Raw genomic sequence first — 21,168 nt, 5'->3', positions numbered from 1 at the left:
CGGCATGATGAGCCGCCACAAGGAAAGGAACCCGCATGGCGCGACCGACGATGCCGCCGTTTCGGACGCTACTGGGCATTCCTGTGTCCCTCTCCCTCCTCGGGCTGGTGTCCGTGGCACTCCTCGGTCTGGCCCCCATCGCCTCCTCGGCGCCCCCGGTATGGGCGACGGGCACCCTCCTTCCGCTGCTCGTCACCAAGGGCAAGGCACCCACCGCGGCCCTGCTGGCCCGCGAGGAGACCGGCACCCGCTACGCCCAGGCCGGCCAGGGCATCGCCCCCACCGACCACTTCCGCGCCGGCAGCATCACGAAGTCCTTCCTCGCGACGGTCGTCCTTCAACTGGCCGCCGAACGACGGCTGTCCCTTGCCGACACGGTGGAGCAGCATCTGCCGGGCCTAGTACGCGGGTCGGGCAACGACGGGCGCGCGCTGACCCTTCGTTCCCTGCTGACCCACACCAGCGGTCTGTACGACTTCACCGCCGACACCGGGGGCACCGTCCCCGTCACGCCGCTTCAGGCCGTACGCATCGCACTCGCCCACCCCCCTGCCGATCGAGGCAGCTTCTCCTACTCGAACACCAACTACGTCCTGCTCGGCTTGGTCATCGAACAGGTCACCGGCCGCTCCTACGCCGCCGAGGCCGAGCGCCGCATCATCGCTCCGCTGGGTCTGACCGGCACCTCCTTTCCTGGATCCCGCACCTCTCTTCCCCTGCCGCACGGCCGCGCCTACGCCGCCGACGGGACCGACGTCACCGAACTCGACCCGCGGGTGGCCGGCGCCGCGGGCGAGCTGGTGACGACGCTCGCCGATCTCGATCGCTTCTACGCCGCACTGCTCGGCGGCCGGCTGCTGCCCCCGCACTGGCTGCGCGAGATGCTCGACACCCGTGCCGCGCATGGCTCGTACGGCATGGGGCTCCTTCCCATGAAACTGCCGTGCGGCACCGTCGTGTGGGGGCACACCGGGCGCATCGCCGGCAGCTACGTGCGCTCCGCGGCCACCGTCGGCGGTCGTCGCGTCCTCACACTCCGGGTGAACACGACGGCGATCGCAGATCCCGGTCTCGAACCCCGGCTGCTCGCCGCCGAGTTCTGCCCTCGCACCTGGTAGAACGGCCGAGGTTCGAGCAGAGATCCCAGCTTCAGCCACCCGTTCGAGTGATAAGCGGTGCACTACAACGGCACGATGTCCGGCGCCCCCAACCGCGCCGCGTCCGCCGTCAGATCGTCCGGCTGCCGCTGCGACTCCCGCTCGGCCTCCACCCGCTTCCGGTAGTGCTCGATCTCGCGCTCGATGTGGCCCTCGTCCCAGCCCAGCACCGGCGCCATCAGCTCGGCCGCCTCGCGGGCGCACCGCGTCCCGCGATCGAACGTCTCGATCGAGATGCGCGTCCGCCGCGTCAGCACGTCGTCCAGATGCCGCGCCCCCTCGTGCGAGGCGGCGTAGACGATCTCGGCGCGCAGATAGTCGTCGGCGGACTGCAGGGGTTCGCCCAGCGTGGGATCGGCGGCGATGAGTTCGAGCACCTCCTCCGCCAGCGAACCGAACCGGTTCAACAGGTGCTCCACCCGCACCACGTGAAGCCCTGTCCGCACGGCGATCCGCGCCCGCGCGTTCCACAACGCCCGGTACCCCTCGGCGCCCAGGAGCGGAATGTCCTCCGTCACGCACTCGGCGACCCGCATGTCGAGACCGTGCACGGCGGCGTCCACCGCGTCCTTGGCCATCACCCGGTACGTCGTGTACTTGCCGCCGGCCACGACGACGAGCCCGGGCACGGGGTGCGCCACGGTGTGCTCGCGCGACAGCTTGCTGGTGGCGTCCGACTCGCCGGCGAGCAGGGGCCGCAGTCCCGCGTACACGCCCTCCACGTCGTCCCTTGTCAGCGGTACCGCGAGCACCGAGTTCACGTGTTCCAGCAGGTAGTCGATGTCCGCGCTGGACGCGGCCGGATGGGCCTTGTCGAGGTCCCAGTCGGTGTCGGTCGTACCGACGATCCAGTGCCGTCCCCAGGGGATCACGAACAGCACGGACTTCTCGGTGCGCAGGATCAGCCCCGTCGTGGAGTGGATGCGGTCCTTGGGGACGACCAGGTGGATGCCCTTGGAGGCGCGTACGTGGAACTGCCCGCGCTCCCCCACCATCGACTGGGTGTCGTCGGTCCACACCCCGGTCGCGTTGACGATCTGCTTGGCGCGGATCTCGTACTCCCCGCCCGCCTCGACGTCCTGCACCCGGGCGCCGACGACGCGTTCGCCCTCACGCAGGAACCCGGTCACGCGCGCGCGGTTGGCGACTTGCGCGCCGTAGGCCGCCGCCGTGCGCACGAGGGTGGCCACATAGCGGGCGTCGTCCATCTGGGCGTCGTAGTACTGCAGCGCCCCGACCAGCGCGTCCTTCTTCAGGGCCGGGGCGACGCGCAGGGCGTGACGGCGGCTCAGGTGGCGGTGCATGGGCAGGCCGCGCCCGTGGCCGCGGGCCATCGACATGGCGTCGTAGAGCGCGACGCCCGAACCGGCGTACAGGCGCTCCCAGCCCTTGTGCTGCAGGGGGTACAGGAACGGCACCGGCTTCACCAGATGCGGGGCGAGCCGCTCCAGCAGCAGGCCGCGTTCCTTCAAGGCCTCCCGTACGAGCACGAAGTCGAGCATCTCCAGATAGCGCAGGCCGCCGTGGATCAGTTTGCTGGACCTGCTCGATGTGCCCGACGCCCAGTCACGTGCCTCGACCAGGCCGGTGGACAGTCCGCGAGTGGCCGCGTCCAGGGCGGTGCCCGCGCCCACGACGCCACCGCCCACGACCAGTAGGTCCAGCTCACGCTCGGCCATGGATGCCAGTGACTCGGCGCGCTCCGCCGGCCCCAGTGTCGCTGTCCTCACCGCTGCCTCCCGCTCATCGGTCGCGTAGGCCGCACCCGTCGGGCGAAGCCCGCTTCGTACCCCCCATGCCCAAATTCTGACCGGGTTGCCCGACTTCAGCCACCACTCGCCCCCAGCCTGTGGACAACACTCACGGAAACGCCAACGTCCAATCCCGCAAATCGGTCATATTTACTCCTAGTCTGACATTGCGCTCCCTCGTCCTGTCCACAGGGCTTGCGCACCCGCCCCGCTTCGGTTATTGGGAAGGACGGCCCACGCCATGCCCGCAGATCTCGCCGTCATCGGACTCGGCTTGTACGGCCTGCCCCTGGCCCAGGCTGCCGTCGCCGCCGGCATCCGCACGCTCGGTTACCGGACCGGGCCCGAGGCCGGCTCCCTCAGCCCCGCCGAGCTGCGCCGGATGCTCGCGGGGGGATTCCAGCACGCCACCAGCCCCGCCGAGCTCGGCCGCGTGCGCACCGCCGTGATCTGCGCGCCGACGCCGCGCGGCGCGGACGGCGCGCTCGACCTGAGCCAGGTGGAGGCGGCCGCCCGCACCCTGGCCGCACGACTGCGCCCGCACAGCACCGTCATCCTGGAGTCGCCCGTGCCCCCGGGCACCACCGAGAACGTCCTGCGCCCCCTCCTCGAAGAGGGCTCGGGGCTGCGCGCCGGCCGCGACTTCCACCTGGCCTACTCCCCCACCCGCGTCGACCCCGGCAACCGCGACTTCACGCCCGCCAACACCCCCAAGGTGATCGGCGGCCTCACGCCCGCGTGCACCGAGTCGGCCGCGGCCTTCTACGGCCGGCTCACCGACAAGGTGGTACGCGCGCGTGGACCGCGCGAGGCGGAGACCGTGCAGGTGCTGGAGACCAACTTCCGGCACGTCAACATCGCCCTCGTCAACGAAATGGCTGTCCTCTGCCATGACTTGGGCGTCGACCTGTGGGACGTCATCCGCTGTGCGGAGACCAAGCCGTTCGGCTTCCAGGCCTTCCGCCCGGGCCCCGGCGTCGGCGGACACGCCGTCCCACAGGAGCTCACCGCCCCCGCGGGCCGCACCCTGCGGATGGTCGAACTGGCCCAGCAGGTCAACAGCCAGATGCCCCGTTACGTCGTCCAGCGCTCCGCGACCCTCCTCAACGAGCACGGCAAGTCCGCGCGCGGCGCCCGCATCCTCCTTCTCGGCGTCACCTACAAGCCCGACCTCGCCGACCAGCAGTCCACGCCCGCCCAGGAGGTCGCGATCCGCCTGATGGAGCTGGGCGCCTCCGTGAGCTACCACGACCCGCACATCGCGTCCTGGAGCATCCTGGACCGCCCGGTCCCGCGCGCGGACTCCCTCTACGATGCCGCCGCCGACGCCGACCTGACGATCCTGCTCCAGCAGCACCGCACCTACGACCTCCAGGGCCTGTCGGTGAAGGCCCAGCTGCTGCTGGACACCCGGGGGGCGACGCCGATGGGGGCGGCACACCGGCTCTGACGACGGCGACCACCGATCCTCCCCCGAAAACACTGGCGAACCGGGGCGGGCTGCCTGTTACTCTTCGGCGTCTCATCGCACACCGTGCGCAGTCACACCGCTCATTCAAGGTCCCGTGGGGGGACCACAGTCCCGTGGGGGGATTCCTGTCATGACCCAGTCAGTGCCGCCACAGCCCACCGACGGCAACCCGTTCGCCCAGAAGTCGGACGCCGTGCCCCCGGCGCCGCCCGCGCCTACGCCTGCGCGGGGCAACATCGCCCTCGGTATCGTCGCCGCCGTCGTCGCGGCCCTGGTCACCGCCGGCATCTACGGCGGCATCGTCGGCGCCACCGAGTACGAGATCGGCTACGCCGCCGTCGGCGTCGGCTTCGTCATCGGCTTCGCCGCCGGCAAGGTCGGCGGCGCCAACCCGGCACTGCCCGTGATGAGCGCGATCCTCTCCCTGGGCGCCGTCTACCTCGGCCAGCTCATCGGCATCGCGGCGATCGGCGCCGAGGAGCTCGGCGTCTCCGTGACCACGGTCCTCACCGACCACCTGGACGTGGTGACCGAGGTCTGGAGCGAGGAGGCGGACGCGCTGAGCTTCGTCTTCCTCGGCATCGGCGCGTTCGCCGCGTTCTCCGGCGCGAAGAAGGCCGCGGCCTGAGCCGTCCCGCGCACACGCGTCACGCACGCGTAGGGGCCCGGAACACCTCTCGGTGGTCCGGGCCCCTTCCGTTCGAGCCGGGCGCGGCGTCAGCGCTGGTGCTGCGAGTCCGCCACCGTCACCTCGACGCGCTGGAACTCCTTGAGCTCGCTGTAGCCGGTCGTGGCCATGGCGCGGCGCAGGGCGCCGAAGAAGTTCATCGAGCCGTCCGGGGTGTGGGACGGGCCCGTCAGCACCTCCTCGATGGTGCCGACCGTGCCGAGGTCGACCTTCTTGCCGCGCGGCAGCTCCTCGTTGACGGCCTCCATGCCCCAGTGGTGGCCCTTGCCCGGCGCGTCGGTCGCGCGCGCGAGCGGGGAGCCCATCATGACCGCGTCGGCGCCGCAGGCGATCGCCTTGGGCAGGTCGCCGGACCAGCCGACGCCGCCGTCCGCGATCACGTGCACGTACCGGCCGCCGGACTCGTCCATGTAGTCACGGCGGGCCGCCGCCACGTCCGCGACCGCCGTCGCCATCGGGACCCGGATGCCCAGGACGTTGCGCGTGGTGTGCGCGGCGCCGCCGCCGAAGCCGACCAGGACGCCCGCCGCGCCGGTGCGCATCAGGTGCAGGGCCGCGGTGTAGGTGGCGCAGCCGCCGACGATCACCGGGACGTCGAGCTCGTAGATGAACTGCTTCAGGTTCAGCGGCTCGTGCGCACCGGAGACGTGCTCCGCCGAGACCGTCGTACCGCGGATGACGAAGATGTCCACGCCCGCGTCGACGACCGCCTTGGAGAACTGGGCCGTGCGCTGCGGCGAGAGCGCGGCGGCCGTGACCACGCCCGAGTCGCGCACCTCCTTGATGCGCTGCCCGATCAGCTCTTCCTTGATGGGGGCGGCGTAGATCTCCTGAAGACGGCGCGTGGCGGCCTCCGTGGGCAGCCCGGCGATCTCGTCGAGCAGCGGCTGCGGGTCCTCGTACCGCGTCCACAGGCCCTCGAGGTTCAGCACGCCGAGGCCGCCGAGCTCGCCGATGCGGATCGCGGTGGCCGGGGAGACGACCGAGTCCATGGGGGCGGCCAGGAAGGGCAGCTCGAAGCGGTAGGCGTCGATCTGCCAGGCGATCGAGACCTCCTTCGGGTCCCGCGTACGACGGCTCGGGACGACGGCGATGTCGTCGAAGGCGTACGCCCTGCGGCCGCGCTTGCCGCGCCCGATCTCGATCTCAGTCACGTCTGTGGCCTTTCCCTGATGCGTTTCAGCGTCTTCCAGTATCGCCGACGGGTACGACAGCGCCGCCCAGCGGTACGACGAGGGCGGCCCCGGAAGCTCCGGGCCCGCCCTCGATACGCCTCACGCGCGCGTGGCCGTCACTTACGGCTGTAGTTCGGCGCCTCGACCGTCATCTGGATGTCGTGCGGGTGGCTCTCCTTGAGACCGGCGGAGGTGATCCGCACGAAGCGGCCCTTGGTCTCCATCTCGCCGATGGTCGCCGCGCCCACATAGCCCATGGTCTGGCGCAGCCCGCCGACGAGCTGGTGCAGCACGTTGGCCAGCGGGCCGCGGTAGGGCACCTGGCCCTCGATGCCCTCGGGCACGAGCTTGTCGTCGGAGGCGACCTCGGCCTGGAAGTAGCGGTCCTTCGAGTACGACCGGCCCTGGCCGCGGGACTGCATGGCGCCCAGCGAGCCCATGCCGCGGTACGACTTGAACTGCTTGCCGTTGATGAACAGCAGCTCGCCCGGGGACTCCTCACAGCCCGCGAGCAGCGAGCCCAGCATCACGGTGTCGGCGCCGGCGGCGAGCGCCTTGCCGATGTCGCCGGAGTACTGCAGGCCGCCGTCGCCGATCAGCGGGATGCCCGCGGGGCGGGCGGCGAGGGAGGCCTCGTAGATGGCGGTGACCTGCGGGACACCGATGCCGGCGACCACGCGGGTGGTGCAGATGGAGCCCGGTCCGACACCGACCTTGATGCCGTCGACACCGGCGTCGATCAGGGCCTGGGCGCCGTCACGGGTGGCGACGTTGCCGCCGATCACGTCGATGCCCACGCTCGACTTGATCTTCGACATCCAGCTGAGGGCGTTGCTGCTGTGGCCGTGGGAGGTGTCGACGACCAGGAAGTCCACACCGGCCTCGGCGAGCGCCTGGGCGCGCTCCAGGGCCTCGGGGCTGGCGCCGACGGCGGCACCGACGAGGAGACGGCCCTCGGGGTCCTTGGCGGCGTTGGGGTACTTCTCCGCCTTGACGAAGTCCTTGACCGTGATCAGGCCCTTGAGGACGCCCGCCTCGTCGACCAGGGGAAGCTTCTCGATCTTGTGTCGGCGCAGCAGCTCCATCGCGTCGCTGCCGGAGATGCCGACCTGGCCGGTGACCAGCGGCATCGGCGTCATGACCTCGCGCACCTGACGGCTGCGGTCCGACTCGAAGGCCATGTCCCGGTTGGTGACGATGCCGAGCAGCTTGCCGGCCGGGTCGGTGACCGGGACGCCGCTGATGCGGAACTTGGCGCACAGGGCGTCGGCCTCGGCGAGGGTCGCCTCCGGGTGCACCGTGATCGGGTCGGTGACCATGCCGGACTCGGACCGCTTCACCAGGTCGACCTGGTTGACCTGGTCCTCGACGGAGAGGTTGCGGTGCAGCACGCCGACGCCGCCCAGCCGGGCCATCGCGATGGCCATGCGGGACTCGGTCACCTTGTCCATGGCCGCCGAGAGCAGCGGGACGTTCACCTGGACATTGCGGGAGATGCGGGACGAGGTGTCGACCGCGTTGGGGAGCACCTCGGATGCACCCGGCAGCAGCAGCACGTCGTCGTAGGTCAGCCCGAGTGTCGCGAATTTCTCGGGCACTCCGTCGACGTTGGCAGTCATGACACCTTCCCCAAATGGCCTTGATCGGTGCGGATGTCCATGCTAACGGGAAGCATGGCTGACTCATTCCACGGTTCTGGGTGGCTTCAGGCTTCGTATGTTCGTACGGAACCGCGGAGAAGCCTGTTCATTTGGGGCGCGCTCAAGGGGAGCACTACTGCTCGGCCAGCGCCCGCAACCTGCTCAGCGCCCGGTGCTGGGCCACCCGTACTGCGCCGGGTGACATTCCCAACATCTGACCCGTCTCTTCCGCGGTCAACCCCACCGCGATCCTCAGCAGCAGCAGCTCCCGCTGGTTTTCGGGCAGGTTGGCCAGCAGCTTCTTGGCCCACTCGGCGTCGCTGCTCAGCAGCGCCCGCTCCTCCGGGCCCAGGGAGTCGTCCGGGCGTTCCGGCATCTCGTCGGACGGCACGGCCGTCGAGCCGGGGTGGCGCATGGCCGCCCGCTGCAGGTCCGCCACCTTGTGCGCGGCGATGGCGAAGACGAACGCCTCGAAGGGGCGGCCGGTGTCCTTGTAGCGCGGCAGCGCGAGGAGGACCGCGACGCAGACCTCTTGGGCGAGGTCCTCGACGAAGTGGCGGGCGTCGCCCGGAAGGCGGGACAGCCTGGTGCGGCAGTAGCGCAGGGCCAGGGGGTGGACGTGCGCGAGCAGATCGTGCGTGGCCTGCTCGTCCCCGTCCACGGCGCGATGGACGAGTGCACCGATCGCCCCTGGGGCACAAGCCGCCTCGTCGTCGCGCATCGGTCCATGGTGCCTTGCGGCCGTACGGTCCGCGGCATCACGCCCGATGTTGTGCACTGAAGCGTTATGAGCAGGTGCGCCGGCACTCATCCCCTGCGCCCTCCCCTTCCGCTCGACCGACTCGTCCCCGAGAGACTCCACATCTCAAGGATGCGGCATCCGCGCCGAAACGAGCAGCGGGCACCCGGCAGGCCGCTTTGCCACCACCGCTCACCTTGGGGTAAACACGCCGACCCACGCTGTGAAAAGCAGCCCCGCCCACCAGTTGGCAGGCGGGGACTCCCGTGCCCCCGCTGAGGCCCACCTACCGGACCAGGCCCCACCGGAAGCCGAGCGCCACCGCGTGCGCCCGGTCCGAGGCGCCGAGCTTCTTGAACAGGCGTCGGGCGTGCGTCTTGACGGTGTCCTCGGAGAGGAACAGCTCGCGGCCGATCTCGGCGTTGGAACGGCCGTGGCTCATGCCCTCGAGGACCTGGATCTCACGCGCGGTGAGCGTCGGCGCGGCGCCCATCTCGGCGGAACGCAGCCGACGTGGGGCGAGCCGCCAGGTGGGGTCGGCGAGGGCCTGCGTGACGGTGGCGCGCAACTCTGCGCGCGAGGCGTCCTTGTGCAGATAGCCGCGGGCACCGGCGGCGACCGCGAGAGCCACGCCGTCCAGGTCCTCGGCGACGGTGAGCATGATGATGCGCGCACCTGGGTCGGCGGACAGCAGCCGCCGGACGGTCTCGACGCCGCCCAAGCCGGGCATGCGTACGTCCATCAGAATCAGGTCCGAGCGGTCGGCGCCCCAGCGGCGGAGGACTTCCTCGCCGTTGGCCGCCGTCGTCACGCGCTCGACGCCGGGCACGGTCGCGACCGCACGGCGAAGCGCCTCTCGGGCAAGCGGGGAGTCGTCGCAGACGAGGACGGATGTCATGGCCGCCCTCCGCAGCTGATGCACGTCACCTTGAGCCTCCAGGCTGGTACGAAATCGTCACCTGTGCGGTCGACCGTCTCGGACGCCTGCCCGAGCGCTTGTTCCTTCAACCGCCTCCGCCCTCTCAACGACGGTCACTCGAAAGAGTTACGGGGCCATATGCCGTCTTCGGCACTCTACGTGAGGGGGTGGACACGGGGCAGACATGCACGACGGACCCTCAACCTTTCATCACAACCCATGCCCCATTCAGCCCTTTTTCTTCCCATTTATTGGCGTCTGAGGCTAGATTCGCAATGAGTCATATTTTCATCTCCTTAGATCGTAGATGTACGGTCGTGGACACCGTATCCGCCCAGAACGGCTACAAGGGGTCACGCAATGGCAGATTTCTCCCGCCTTCCCGGACCGAACGCGGACCTATGGGACTGGCAGCTCCTGGCTGCCTGTCGCGGGGTGGACAGCTCGCTCTTCTTTCATCCGGAGGGTGAGCGCGGTGCGGCCCGGAGCGCTCGTGAGAACTCGGCCAAGGAGGTCTGCATGAGGTGCCCGGTGCGCGCGCAGTGCGCAGCGCACGCGCTGGCCGTGCGCGAGCCGTACGGCGTGTGGGGCGGCTTGACCGAGGACGAGCGTGAGGAGCTCATGGGGCGGGCGCGCAACCGGCTGGTCTCGGCGTCGACGACCAGCGGAGAGGCTGGCCCGCACAACTGAAGGAACGTTTCTCCAAGAAGGGCACACACGCGCGTGCCCGTGCTTTCGCCGTGCCCTTGCCCTTCGCTAGCGGGCAGCGGCCCGCGTCAGCTGTTCGAGCGTCGCCGCCACCGCCGGCACCTGCGCGAGGTCGGGCAGGGTGAGCGCGACGATCTCCCGCCGCACCGCCGGCTCCAGCGCCACCATGCGCGCGCCTCGCGGCCGTACGGACTCGACGGCGAGCTGGGGCAGGACGGCCACGCCGAGGCCGGCCCCCACGAGGCCGACGACCGCCGGGTAGTCGTCGGTGGCGAAGTCGATACGGGGCGTGAAGCCCGCGCTCTCGCACACCTCGACCAACTGGCCCCGACAGCGCGGGCATCCGGCGATCCACGGCTCGGCCGCGAGCTCCCCGATGGCGACGGACCCCGAGGGCGCGGTGCGCGCGAGCCGGTGCCGTTCGGGTACGAGCGCGACTAGACGATCTGTCAGCAGGGGGCGTACGACCAGGTCGTCCCACTCCCCTTCCGGGACGCCCGCGGCGCCCTCGTACCGGAAGGCGAGGGCCACGTCGCAGTCGCCCTCGCGCAGCATCTCGACGGACTGCGGCGGCTCGGCCTCCTCCAGCGAGACGCGGGTGCCGGGGTGCGCGGCGCGCAGGGCGGCGAGGGCGGTGGGGACGAGGGTGGAGCTGCCGCTGGGGAAGGAGACGAGGCGGACGCGCCCGGCCCGCAGCCCGGCGATGGCGGCGACCTCCTCCTCGGCGGCGGTGAGTCCCGCCAGGATCCCGGCGGCGTGCCGCACCAGTGCCTCACCGGCCTGGGTCAGCCGCATCTCGCGCCCGCTGCGGATCAGCAGGGGTGTGCCGACGGACGCCTCCAGGGCCTTCATCTGCTGGCTGACGGCGGGCTGGGTGCAGCCCAGTTCACGCCCCGCCGCGGAGAAGGAACCGGTGGCGGCGACGGCGCGCAGCACACGGAGATGACGGGCCTCGATCACCCATCGAGCATAAGTGATCCTTGGGCATGGCGCCGAATAATGCATGGACGCTTTGGCCAGGCCTGGCCTACCGTGCCGCCATGAAGCTGCTGTCTGTGAACCTGGGCCGTTCGAAGGCCGTGCCGTACACGGATAACCCCGAAGGCGTGACCGGCATCGACAAGCAGCCGGTGACGGGGCCGGTACGGGTGGCTGCGCCCGGGCCGAAGGGCATCGGAGGGAGCGGGCTGGCCGGCGACGCGGTGTGCAAGAAGCAGCACCACGGCGGCAACGACCAGGCCGTGTACGCGGTGGCGCGCGAGGACCTCGACGACTGGGAGCGCGAGCTGGGGCGGTCGCTGACGAACGGCGGGTTCGGCGAGAACCTCACGACCTCCGGTCTGGACGTGTCCGGCGCGCTGATCGGCGAGCGCTGGCGGATCGGGTCCGAGGTGGTGCTGGAGGTCACGTGCGGGCGGATTCCCTGCGTCACCTTCCAGGGCCACCTGGGTGAGAAGCAGTGGGTGAAGCGGTTCACGGCGAAGGGTGCGCCGGGCGCCTATCTGCGGGTGATCGAGCCGGGCGAGGTCCGGGCCGGCGATGCGCTGGAGATCATCCACCGTCCGGATCACGACGTGACGGTGGCGCTGCAGTTCCGGGCGGTCACGACGGAGCGGAAGCTGCTGCCGCGGCTGCTGGCCGCGGGTGAGGCGCTGCATCCGGAGTCGTTGGAGGCGGCGCGTAAGTACGTGGCGAAGTACGGGGTCTGACGGGACGTCGGCCGACGGCTGATGCGGCGGTCACCCGGCGGTCGCCCGGCGGTCGCCCAGGCGCGGCAGGGCTCCTAGGGGGAAACCCCGTACGAGCGGCGGGGGTTGACTCGGGGTGGTCCGGGGGACGACCCGGATGTTCGGCGGGCCGCGGTCGAGGACGCTCGAAGCATGTCTCGCTTCAAGCGCGTCCTCCTCGTTCTAGGGTCCGTCGTCACGGTCCTCGTGATGGCGGTCGGCGGGCTGTTCACCTGGCTGTGGACCGGCGCCGACGTCAGCACGGTCGGCAAGGCGTCCTTGGACAACGCGCTGGCGATACCGCCCCTGGCCGAGTCGTCCGTGGACAAGGACGGCACCCGCGTCTTCGACCTGCGTATGCGCGCCGGCGAAACGGAGTTCGAGGCCGGCCTGAAGACCCCGACCTGGGGCTTCAACGGCTCCTACCTCGGCCCGACACTCCGCGCGACCCGTGGTGAGAAGGTCCGCGTACGCATAGCGAACGGGCTCGACGAGGCGTCCGGCGTGCACTGGCACGGCATGCACCTGCCGGCGCGGATGGACGGCGGCCCGCACCAGATGATCGCCCCCGGCGGCACCTGGACTCCCCACTGGACCGTGGACCAGCCCGCCGCGACGCTCTGGTACCACCCGCACCCGCATGGGTCGACCGAACGGCATGTCCGCAAGGGTCTGGCCGGCATGTTCATCCTCGACGACGAGCGGTCCACGAAGCTCGCCCTGCCGAAGCGGTATGGCGTCGACGACCTGCCCGTCATCGTGCAGGACGTGCGCTTCGACGGCGCGGAGCTCGACGGCGACCGCAGGATCATGCAGAACGTGGGCTTCCTCGGCGACCGGACGATGGTCAACGGCACGCTGCGTCCCTACCGGGCGGTCGGCGACGAGCTCATACGGCTGCGGCTGCTCAACGCCTCGACGGCACGCACGTACGCCTTCGGATTCCCGGACGACCGCGCCTTCTCGCTGATAGCGACGGACGGAGGTCTGCTGGAGCGGCCCGAGTCGATGGACCGTGTCCAGCTGTCGCCGGGCGAACGGGCCGAGATCGTCGTACGGATGCGGGCGGGTGAGCGTGTGATGCTGCGCAGCTTTCCGCAAGACAACTACGGGGACGGCTGGCAGCGAAGGTTCGGTGGGGGCGACGACTCCTTCGACGTCCTGGAGCTGCGGGCGGCCCGAGAGCTGCGGCCCTCGCCCGGCATACCCACCGCACTGGGCGAGTTGGAGACACCCGACGGCGCCGATGCGGTGCGGGGCAGGCACTTCGATCTGAAGCGGTCCGGTATCAACGGGCGATCGATGGACCTGGGCCGCGTCGACGAGACGGTCACGCGTGGAACGACGGAGGTGTGGACGGTCCGCAACAGCAACGGCATGCCGCACAACTTCCATGTGCACGACGTCCAGTTCCGAGTGCTGGAGGTGAACGGCGAGACACCGCCGCCGGCGCTGCGCGGGCCGAAGGACACGGTGTTCCTGCCCAACGGGACGGCCATGAAGCTGGCGCTGCGCTTCACCGGGCCGGCGGATCCGGACACGCCGTACATGTACCACTGCCATCTGCTGTATCACGAGGACGAGGGGATGATGGGCCAGTTCGTGGTGGCGGAGAAGGGGCAGCGGGCGGGAGCTCCGTCGAGGGGACGCGGGGCACTCGGTCACTCAGGGCACCAGCATGGCTGAGCAGGGAGGGGAAACGCGCAGTCCAGGTCACTAATCTTGCGCCATGACAACGGCATTGATTACGGGATCGACCGCGGGCATCGGCGCCGCGTTCGCGCGGCGGCTGGCGGCTGACGGGCATGACCTCGTCCTGGTGGCCCGGGACACCAAGAGGCTGCGGGAGCAGGCGACGGAGCTGCACGACCGGCACGGCATCGAGGCGGAGGTGTTGACGGCCGACCTGGCACAGGACGCAGGCATCGAGGCCGTCGCCGCCCGCCTCGGCGACCGCAGGAACCCCGTCGACCTGCTGATCAACAACGCCGGCTTCGGCAACAAGGGCCGCTATCTCGACGTCTCCATGGCCGACGAGCTGATGATGCTCAAGGTGCACTGCGAGGCGGTACTGCGGCTGACCTCGGCGGCAGCGGCGGCGATGCGGGAGCGGGGGCGCGGGGGTGTCGTCAACGTCGCGTCGGTCGCGGCCTTCGTGCCGCGCGGGACGTACGGCGCGTCCAAGGCGTGGGTCGTGCAGTTCACGCAGGGGGCGGCGCGGGATCTGGCCGGGAGCGGGGTGCGGTTGATGGCGCTGTGCCCGGGGTTCGTGCGGACGGAGTTCCATCAGCGGGCGGGGATGGGGACGGACAACATTCCGGGGTGGATGTGGCTGGATGCGGACAAGGTCGCGGCCGCGGCGCTGGAGGATCTGGCGCGGGGGAAGTCCCTGTCCATTCCGGATCCTCGCTACAAGGTGCTGATGGGCGCGACGAAGCTGGTGCCTCGGGGGCTGCTCGGGGGGATCAGTTCGAAGACGGGGCGGAAGTACGGGCCGCAGTGAGTCGCTTCGGCATTCGGTCATGAGCTTCCGTCAGCCCTTGACCGCACCGATCGCGATACCTGCCGTGGCTGGGTCGAGGAGCAGCAGCTCGGGAAGGCAGAGTGGCCACCAGCCATGGTGGAGAGCCTGTGCCACGGAGACGTGGGGGCGCGCAGAACTCGTGCTCCGCGCGATGGCCAGGTATGCCCGGGCCGCCTCTCGGCCGATCCTGATGCGCTCGGCCATGGCCTCGGCTCGCGTGTACTCGCCCTGCGACGCATAGGCCTCCACCAGATCGGCTTGCGCCGCTGCCTGGGCTGACGGTCCGAGAGTACTGTCGACGAGGTCTTCGGCACGGTCGAAGTCCCCGACTGCGACCATGGCGCGAGCGATGTCACGGACGCCGTTCGGGTCGGTGACCAGCACTCTGCCGATGGCGGCTTCGGCCTGCCCCAGCTGAGTTCGAGCGTCCGCTACGTCGTCCGCCCTGACCAGGGCACGGACCAGGCTCGCGGCGGTTCGGGCCGACGGCGCGCCCCTGGCCAGTTCCTTGGCCTCGGCGAGGTAAGCCCTGGCCTCGCCATGCCGCCCCGCGGCCTGCAACGCGCCCGCGATCTCCGACAGAGCCCAGGCATCGTGATGCGCTTCCGCGTGGCCCCGGGCGAGGCCGGCGGCCCTTTCGAACTCCCCGTCGGCCGCCAGCGCAACGGCTGCAAGACCAGGAAGTCGGCTGCGGCCAAGCTTCAAGGGCGTTCGCGCCGCCCTCTCTGCCTCCTCGAATCTACCGAGACCGGACATCACCTTCGCGATCTCTGCCCAGATGCGTTCCTGGCACCGGGCGCTGTCCGCTCGCTTCGCCAACTCTTCGGCGCGCGACAGAAGACCTGCCTGCGCCAGCGCCCGAGCAAGAGAGATCTCCAGTTCCTCACGCCACGACGTACCGTGCGTCGTCCGGCCCACCACCGCCGCAAGGTCGTCCTCCGCGCCTTCCAAGAGGGACTGCGCCGCCTCGACAAACCCCGCTGCGGCCAACGACTGGGCAACCGCCGCCGTATCACGAAGCCTCGCCGGGGTGCTCACGGACCTGCGAGCCAGCTCTTCGGCACTCACCAGAACCTCGCGAGCTCGCTCGACCGAGCCGCTCGACGCCAGTTCGACGGAAATGCGAATCAGTGGGTCGATAGAGCCGTCGTCCATGACCAGAATGCGACCGATTCTCAGAGCTTCTTCCGACTGTCCTGCGCGGACCATGGCCAGGGAGATGGCGAGGAGAGCCCTGGAGAGCATGCGGTCCGCCGTGATGAGCCGAGCCATGCCGAACGCCTGATCCACACTGCCCTCATGGCAGAGCGCCGCGACTGCGGCAGCCGCACCTGTGGATAGGTAGTCCCCGTCGGGCAATAATCGGAGCAGTTCCTTGGCCTGATCCAAATGCCCGGACCGAGCGCTTTCTCCCACCATTCTTGAGATCAGTTCGAAGCGCCAGTCGTCCAGGGTCACCTCCTTCACCAGGTCGAGTGCGGCGGCCAGCTCGCCTGCCGATGCCAGCGCGGGTGCCAGGCGCTCCACCGAGACGGTCACCTCACTCGACAGAGCCTCCTGGATCAGGATGTCGGCGCCGTCACCGTCCGTCAGACGGCGTCGCACGGAGGCCAGCCTGGCAAGCGCCTCTCTTCTCACCACCGGATCAACCGCGCCACGGGCCACTGCCTCCGCTTCGGAGTGGCTGCCGCGCTCGGCCAGTGCGACCGCCGCATGGATCGGAACCTCTCTGGAGATTCCCAGGGCCGACGCCATCCTTTCGACACGATCGGCCTCGCCCGCTTCCACCAGCCCGGCGATGATGCGCCGCGCCGACTCCCGGCCCACGCGGGGATGGGACAGGGTCGCGGCCAATTCCTCCGCCCGTGCAAACTGTCGTGCTCGCACCAGCGCCAGCACGATGCGCACCAAGATGGCCTCTCGAGTGGCCTCATCGCCTGCCTGACGAGCCACTTCCTCGGCCTCCCCCAGCACTCGCGCCGCTTCGGGTCCGACGAGACTCTCGCCCACTTCTGCCAGGGCGAGCGCACGCTCCCGTCTGTCCGGGAAACTCCGTGCGAGCATCTCGCCTCTGGTCTCCTCACCGACCCGCACCCACGCCGCCGCCATGGCCGGAGTCACCTTCGAGATTCGCTCCTCAAGGGCGTTCCGGCGGATCGACAACCGGAGCATGTCCCGCAGCCGCCGGCCGCCTTCCTCGATGATCATCTCGCTCGCCACTCTGATCTCGGCGAGAGCAAGGGCATCGTTCCCGGAGGCGTGAAGAAGACGTTCGTGCCGGTCTCGGTCGACAGCGCAGAGAATTACCCGCTCAATGTCTCCCCGCGCATGCAGCATCTGGAAATAGCCACGCAACAAGTAGGCAGGGGTTTCGGGCGGCCAGCACTTCTCCCGGTATTCGTCGCACCAGACGTGCAGCCGTTGGCGATACAGGTCGACATCATGAGGTCCGAGCATCTCCTCTGCCCGCTCCTGGAGTTCCTCATGGGCAAGGAGAAAGAGGCCGGCCTTCGAAGTGTCGAGCGAAGGAGCATCACGTCTCGCGAAGGTTCTTCCAGCCCGGTTCCGAAGCAGGTCGTGCACTTCATAGAGTCGCTCCCCGGAAAGGTGGCCCAGATCGGACGCCGTCAAGCCGCCCTCAGCTGCGACAACGAAGCCGAGCAAATCACGGCACAGATGTCCCTCGGCCAGGAATCCCTTCAGCTCTCGCTCTGCTTCGGCACGAATGGCCTGGGCACGAGGCGAAGGCTGGAGGCTCCGTATGTGCCGCGCATCTCGCAGCGGATGGTCGTGCGCCACGTCACTGGGGAGCGGTGGATTGAGACGGCCGGAGACGATGACCCGGGCACCGAACTCCAGGCGACTCGGCAGGAGACTCGCGATGCTGCGGGCCTCGGGGCCCGTGGTCACGCCACGGTCTTCATCCAGACCGTCGACGAGGAGAACCAGCCTTTCACCCCGCTCATGGCAAACGCGGGCCGCCTGGTCGTACAGCCGCAGCAAGTGTCCATCGCGCGTCGCTTCCGTCAGATGTGCGGGCAGGCTGTCCCCGGCCAGTTCGGTCAGTTGCTCGAGCACTACATCGCCGTAGGCCACCGCGTCGTTCTGCGAACGTAGTCGGGCGGTGATGAAGAACGGCACGATCCGCACCCCCTCAGGAGGATGGAGTGCGAACCACGCCATGAGCGCGGTCTTGCCCGCCCACGCCCCCGCCCGCCACCAGGCGTAGGCAGGGCCGGACTTGGCGGTGCAGAAGGCGGCGAGGTCGGTCAACTCCCTGCCGCGGCCGATGAGTTCCCGCGGCGCGATGCGGCGCACCTGCTCCCAGTAGGCCGAGCGCACCGGCCGGGCCAGTACGACCTGGTTGTTGTCGCCCGTGACGGCCACACCGATGTCGCCGCCCGCTGCGACAGACTGCCTCCCCCGCGCCTGCATGTGCGCCATGGTCCCAGATCGTCGCCGTCCGATCCCTGGAAGCGGCGAACACTCGAGGAGAGCGAGCACCCAAAGAGCAATAAAATATGCATATCAACCGTACCGGACCCGAAGGGTCGGGAGGCGCCCCTATGACCTTCGTACAGCTCATCGACTGCAGGACCAGCCGCTTCGACGAGATGAACCGGCTGATGGACAGGTGGGTCGAGCAGACCAAGGGGAAGCGGACGGCGACGCACGACATCATCGGGAAGGACCGGTCGGACGCGTCGCACTTCATCGAGATCGTGGAGTTCGCCTCGTACGAGGAGGCGATGCGGAACTCCAATCTCCCCGAGACCGATCGGATCTTCCAGGAGATGGTCGCGCTCTGTGACGAGACGCCGACGTTCACCGATCTCGACGTCGTGCGGGACGAGCAGCTGAACGTCCTGGCCGCGCAGGCCTTCTTCAAGGCCATGGGCAGGATGGCGCCGGCGGCGATCGGTGAGCATTTCACGGACGACTACGTGGATCACGATCCGTCGTATCCGCAGCCCGTGCAGGGGGTCGAGGGAGTGCGCGAGCAGTACGCGGGGTGGCGTGCCGCCTTCGACTTCACGTTCCGGATCGACGATCAGCTGGCCCAGGGCGACCAGGTGTGCACGCGGTGGACCTGGACCGCGCGGCACAAGGGCGAGTTCCTGGGGATCCCGGCGACCGGACAGGAGGTCAGCATGCAGGGCATGACCTGGCAGCGGTTCCGGGACGGCAAGATCTGCGAGGGCCACTGGCTCTACGACCGGGCGGGACTGCTGGAGCAGTTGGGGGTACTCGGTCAGTGACGCCCGCGAAGGGAGAAGCCCCCCGTTGCCGCAGCAACGGGGGGCTTCTTCAGGTGGTGCGTGCCTCAGTGGGCGTGGCCGTGGCCGTGACCAGCGGCGGCCGGCTCCTCCTCTTCCTTCTTCTCGACGACCAGGGTCTCGGTCGTGAGGAGGAGGGAGGCGATGGAGGCGGCGTTCTCCAGGGCGGAGCGGGTGACCTTGACCGGGTCGATGACGCCGGCCTTGACCAGGTCGCCGTACTCGCCGGTGGCGGCGTTGAAGCCCTGGCCCTTCTCGAGCTCGGCGACCTTGGAGGTGATGACGTAGCCCTCCAGGCCGGCGTTCTCCGCGATCCAGCGCAGCGGCTCGACGACGGCACGGCGGACGACGGCCACACCGGTGGCCTCGTCGCCGGTCTTGCCGAGGCCGCCCTCGAGCACCTTGGCGGCGTGGACCAGCGCGGAGCCACCACCGGAGACGATGCCCTCCTCGACCGCGGCGCGGGTCGCGGAGATGGCGTCCTCCAGACGGTGCTTCTTCTCCTTCAGCTCCACCTCGGTGGCGGCGCCGACCTTGATCACGCACACGCCGCCGGCCAGCTTCGCGAGGCGTTCCTGGAGCTTCTCGCGGTCCCAGTCGGAGTCGGTGTTCTCGATCTCGGCCTTGATCTGGGCGACGCGGCCCTGGACGTCCTCGGAGTTGCCGGCGCCGTCGACGAGGGTCGTGTCGTCCTTGGTGACCGTGACGCGGCGGGCGGAGCCCAGCACCTCGAGGCCGACCTGGTCGAGCTTGAGGCCGACCTCCTCGGAGATGACCGTGGCGCCGGTGAGGACCGCCATGTCCTGCAGCATCGCCTTGCGGCGGTCACCGAAGCCCGGGGCCTTGACGGCGACCGCGTTGAAGGTGCCGCGGATCTTGTTGACGACCAGGGTCGACAGGGCCTCGCCCTCGACGTCCTCGGCGATGATCAGCAGCGGCTTCGAGGCGCCCGCCTGGATGACCTTCTCCAGCAGCGGCAGCAGGTCCGCGATGGAGGAGATCTTGCCCTGGTTGATGAGGATGTACGGGTCCTCCAGGACGGCCTCCATGCGCTCCTGGTCCGTCACGAAGTACGGCGACAGGTAGCCCTTGTCGAAGGCCATGCCCTCGGTGAAGTCCAGCTCCAGACCGAAGGTGTTGGACTCCTCGACGGTGATGACACCGTCCTTGCCGACCTTGTCCATCGCCTCGGCGATGAGCTCGCCGACCTGCGTGTCCTGGGCGGACAGACCGGCGACGGCGGCGATGTCGGACTTCTCGTCGATCGGGCGGGCGGTCGCCAGCAGCTCGTCGGAGACCGCGGCGACGGCGGCGTCGATGCCCTTCTTCAGCAGCGCCGGGGAGGCACCCGCGGCGACGTTCTTCAGGCCCTCGCGCACCAGCGCCTGGGCGAGCACGGTGGCGGTGGTCGTACCGTCACCCGCGATGTCGTTGGTCTTGGTCGCCACCTCCTTCACCAGCTGGGCGCCGAGGTTCTCGTACGGGTCCTCGACCTCGACCTCACGGGCGATGGTGACGCCGTCGTTGGTGATGGTGGGCGCGCCGAACTTCTTGTCGATGACGACGTTGCGGCCCTTGGGGCCGATCGTCACCTTGACCGTGTCGGCCAGCTTGTTGACGCCGCGCTCGAGGGCGCGACGGGCGTCCTCGTCGAACTTCAGGATCTTCGCCATGGGAGCGGTTCAGCCCTCTCGGAAAACGTGGGTGAAACGAACTGCGCCCCCGACGCCCGGCTGATTAGTGGTCGCGGGGGCCAAGGGCGCAGCTCACAAGCAATGTGCTTCGGTGAGGAAGCGGGTGAATTACTTCTCGATGATCGCGAGCACGTCGCGAGCCGAGAGGACGAGGTACTCCTCGCCGTTGTACTTCACCTCGGTGCCGCCGTACTTGCTGTACAGCACGATGTCGCCGGTCTTGACGTCGAGCGGCAGACGCTCGCCGTTCTCGAAGCGGCCCGGGCCCACGGCCAGGACGACGCCCTCCTGGGGCTTCTCCTTGGCGGTGTCCGGAATGACCAGGCCAGAGGCGGTGGTCTGCTCGGCGTCGAGCGGCTGGACCACGATGCGGTCCTCGAGCGGCTTGATGGCAACCTTGGAGCTGGTGGTCGTCACGATCCGACCTCCCCCTTCGGAGATCTCACGGGGTTAACTGTCTGAGGTGGCGACCAGGTGGATCCGTCGTCGCGGGTGCCGGACCTGCCCGTCGCGTAGTTGGCACTCTCCAGTGGGGAGTGCCAGAGCCGAGACTATGACCGTGATTAGCACTCGGTCAAGCGGACTGCTAATTCGCTGCGCTGGTTGAGCCGGGTTCCTTGTCGCCGGCATTGCCGTGAGCGCTCCTGAGGCTGCCGCCCCCAGACGGGCTGGGATGCCTGGACGGCGCCGAGAAGTTC

At 69.5% G+C, this 21,168-nt stretch carries 17 protein-coding genes; 8 read left to right on the top strand and 9 right to left on the bottom strand.

The features are described from left to right. Positions 1-50 precede the first annotated feature (50 nt). Positions 51-1,118: a serine hydrolase domain-containing protein gene (locus tag ACTMVF_RS20445; protein WP_441272802.1), complete on the top strand. Its 1,068-nt coding sequence runs from the start codon at positions 51-53 to the stop codon at positions 1,116-1,118. A gap of 62 nt (positions 1,119-1,180) precedes the next feature. Here ACTMVF_RS20445 and ACTMVF_RS20440 read toward each other — a convergent pair whose 3' ends face one another. Further along, positions 1,181-2,887, bottom strand: a complete 1,707-nt coding sequence (locus tag ACTMVF_RS20440; RefSeq protein WP_441272508.1) for a glycerol-3-phosphate dehydrogenase/oxidase — start codon at positions 2,885-2,887, stop codon at positions 1,181-1,183. A gap of 262 nt (positions 2,888-3,149) precedes the next feature. Here ACTMVF_RS20440 and ACTMVF_RS20435 point away from each other — a divergent pair, with 262 nt between their 5' ends. Continuing rightward, on the top strand, positions 3,150-4,358 hold the full coding sequence (locus ACTMVF_RS20435) for a nucleotide sugar dehydrogenase (RefSeq protein WP_441272507.1): 1,209 nt from the start codon (positions 3,150-3,152) through the stop codon (positions 4,356-4,358). Positions 4,359-4,509: 151 nt separating this feature from the next. Next, complete coding sequence (locus ACTMVF_RS20430; protein ID WP_441272506.1) at positions 4,510-5,007, top strand: hypothetical protein; 498 nt, start codon at positions 4,510-4,512, stop codon at positions 5,005-5,007. An 89-nt stretch (positions 5,008-5,096) separates the two neighbouring features. Here ACTMVF_RS20430 and ACTMVF_RS20425 read toward each other — a convergent pair whose 3' ends face one another. The 4 genes from ACTMVF_RS20425 to ACTMVF_RS20410 form a co-directional block, all read right to left on the bottom strand. Beyond that, positions 5,097-6,221 carry a GuaB3 family IMP dehydrogenase-related protein gene (locus ACTMVF_RS20425; protein WP_301997589.1) on the bottom strand — a complete coding sequence of 375 codons (1,125 nt, stop codon included), beginning with the start codon at positions 6,219-6,221 and terminating at the stop codon, positions 5,097-5,099. Between the two features lie 137 nt (positions 6,222-6,358). Continuing rightward, on the bottom strand, positions 6,359-7,861 hold the full coding sequence (gene guaB, locus ACTMVF_RS20420; RefSeq protein WP_441272505.1) for an IMP dehydrogenase: 1,503 nt from the start codon (positions 7,859-7,861) through the stop codon (positions 6,359-6,361). Positions 7,862-8,015: 154 nt separating this feature from the next. Further along, positions 8,016-8,603 carry a sigma-70 family RNA polymerase sigma factor gene (locus ACTMVF_RS20415; protein ID WP_441272504.1) on the bottom strand — a complete coding sequence of 196 codons (588 nt, stop codon included), beginning with the start codon at positions 8,601-8,603 and terminating at the stop codon, positions 8,016-8,018. A gap of 304 nt (positions 8,604-8,907) precedes the next feature. Further along, positions 8,908-9,519 (bottom strand): response regulator transcription factor, encoded by a 612-nt coding sequence (locus ACTMVF_RS20410; RefSeq protein ID WP_003948568.1) that lies wholly within the window; start codon positions 9,517-9,519, stop codon positions 8,908-8,910. Positions 9,520-9,900: 381 nt separating this feature from the next. Between ACTMVF_RS20410 and ACTMVF_RS20405 the strand changes: the two genes are divergently transcribed. Next, on the top strand, positions 9,901-10,230 hold the full coding sequence (locus ACTMVF_RS20405) for a WhiB family transcriptional regulator (protein WP_128433186.1): 330 nt from the start codon (positions 9,901-9,903) through the stop codon (positions 10,228-10,230). Positions 10,231-10,296: 66 nt separating this feature from the next. Here the strand turns inward: ACTMVF_RS20405 and ACTMVF_RS20400 are convergent, their stop codons facing one another. Continuing rightward, positions 10,297-11,208, bottom strand: a complete 912-nt coding sequence (locus ACTMVF_RS20400; RefSeq protein WP_441272503.1) for a LysR family transcriptional regulator — start codon at positions 11,206-11,208, stop codon at positions 10,297-10,299. Between the two features lie 80 nt (positions 11,209-11,288). Here ACTMVF_RS20400 and ACTMVF_RS20395 point away from each other — a divergent pair, with 80 nt between their 5' ends. From ACTMVF_RS20395 to ACTMVF_RS20385, 3 genes are all read left to right on the top strand, one after another. Further along, a complete protein-coding gene (locus tag ACTMVF_RS20395; protein WP_441272502.1) occupies positions 11,289-11,957 on the top strand; it encodes an MOSC domain-containing protein in 669 nt (222 codons plus the stop codon). A gap of 171 nt (positions 11,958-12,128) precedes the next feature. After that, the gene (locus ACTMVF_RS20390) at positions 12,129-13,661 is read left to right on the top strand and encodes a multicopper oxidase family protein (RefSeq protein WP_441272501.1); all 1,533 of its coding nucleotides are present in this window, start codon (positions 12,129-12,131) and stop codon (positions 13,659-13,661) included. Between the two features lie 43 nt (positions 13,662-13,704). Beyond that, positions 13,705-14,478, top strand: a complete 774-nt coding sequence (locus ACTMVF_RS20385) for an SDR family NAD(P)-dependent oxidoreductase (RefSeq protein ID WP_441272500.1) — start codon at positions 13,705-13,707, stop codon at positions 14,476-14,478. Positions 14,479-14,508: 30 nt separating this feature from the next. On the opposite strand, the gene ACTMVF_RS20380 is transcribed toward ACTMVF_RS20385, so the two are convergent. After that, positions 14,509-17,943, bottom strand: coding sequence for a hypothetical protein (locus ACTMVF_RS20380; RefSeq protein ID WP_441272499.1), 3,435 nt, complete (start codon positions 17,941-17,943; stop codon positions 14,509-14,511). A 122-nt stretch (positions 17,944-18,065) separates the two neighbouring features. Here ACTMVF_RS20380 and ACTMVF_RS20375 point away from each other — a divergent pair, with 122 nt between their 5' ends. Next, the gene (locus tag ACTMVF_RS20375; RefSeq protein ID WP_441272498.1) at positions 18,066-18,758 is read left to right on the top strand and encodes an ester cyclase; all 693 of its coding nucleotides are present in this window, start codon (positions 18,066-18,068) and stop codon (positions 18,756-18,758) included. 65 nt (positions 18,759-18,823) lie between these two features. On the opposite strand, the gene groL is transcribed toward ACTMVF_RS20375, so the two are convergent. Both groL and groES read right to left on the bottom strand, forming a co-directional pair. Beyond that, complete coding sequence (groL, locus tag ACTMVF_RS20370; protein ID WP_441272497.1) at positions 18,824-20,449, bottom strand: chaperonin GroEL; 1,626 nt, start codon at positions 20,447-20,449, stop codon at positions 18,824-18,826. A gap of 129 nt (positions 20,450-20,578) precedes the next feature. Beyond that, entirely contained in the window at positions 20,579-20,887 is a 309-nt protein-coding gene (gene groES, locus ACTMVF_RS20365; RefSeq protein ID WP_003998759.1) for a co-chaperone GroES, read from the bottom strand. Positions 20,888-21,168 lie beyond the last annotated feature (281 nt).

The organism is Streptomyces sp. SD31 (assembly GCF_052068475.1).
In the GTDB taxonomy this organism is placed as follows: Bacteria; Actinomycetota; Actinomycetes; order Streptomycetales; family Streptomycetaceae; genus Streptomyces.
Note: the sequence above shows the minus strand (reverse complement) of the source record. Positions and strands in the feature narration are given on the sequence as shown.

Bases quoted from the DNA above. Each gene is read 5' to 3' on its own strand.
- ACTMVF_RS20445 (WP_441272802.1), top strand. From the start codon at position 51: ATGCCGCCGTTTCGGACGCTACTGGGCATTCCTGTGTCCCTCTCCCTC.
- ACTMVF_RS20435 (WP_441272507.1), top strand. From the start codon at position 3,150: ATGCCCGCAGATCTCGCCGTCATCGGACTCGGCTTGTACGGCCTGCCC.
- ACTMVF_RS20430 (WP_441272506.1), top strand. From the start codon at position 4,510: ATGACCCAGTCAGTGCCGCCACAGCCCACCGACGGCAACCCGTTCGCC.
- guaB (WP_441272505.1), bottom strand. From the start codon at position 7,861: ATGACTGCCAACGTCGACGGAGTGCCCGAGAAATTCGCGACACTCGGG.
- ACTMVF_RS20415 (WP_441272504.1), bottom strand. From the start codon at position 8,603: ATGCGCGACGACGAGGCGGCTTGTGCCCCAGGGGCGATCGGTGCACTC.
- ACTMVF_RS20410 (WP_003948568.1), bottom strand. From the start codon at position 9,519: ATGACATCCGTCCTCGTCTGCGACGACTCCCCGCTTGCCCGAGAGGCG.
- ACTMVF_RS20405 (WP_128433186.1), top strand. From the start codon at position 9,901: ATGGCAGATTTCTCCCGCCTTCCCGGACCGAACGCGGACCTATGGGAC.
- ACTMVF_RS20395 (WP_441272502.1), top strand. From the start codon at position 11,289: ATGAAGCTGCTGTCTGTGAACCTGGGCCGTTCGAAGGCCGTGCCGTAC.
- ACTMVF_RS20390 (WP_441272501.1), top strand. From the start codon at position 12,129: ATGTCTCGCTTCAAGCGCGTCCTCCTCGTTCTAGGGTCCGTCGTCACG.
- ACTMVF_RS20385 (WP_441272500.1), top strand. From the start codon at position 13,705: ATGACAACGGCATTGATTACGGGATCGACCGCGGGCATCGGCGCCGCG.
- ACTMVF_RS20380 (WP_441272499.1), bottom strand. From the start codon at position 17,943: ATGGCGCACATGCAGGCGCGGGGGAGGCAGTCTGTCGCAGCGGGCGGC.
- ACTMVF_RS20375 (WP_441272498.1), top strand. From the start codon at position 18,066: ATGACCTTCGTACAGCTCATCGACTGCAGGACCAGCCGCTTCGACGAG.
- groL (WP_441272497.1), bottom strand. From the start codon at position 20,449: ATGGCGAAGATCCTGAAGTTCGACGAGGACGCCCGTCGCGCCCTCGAG.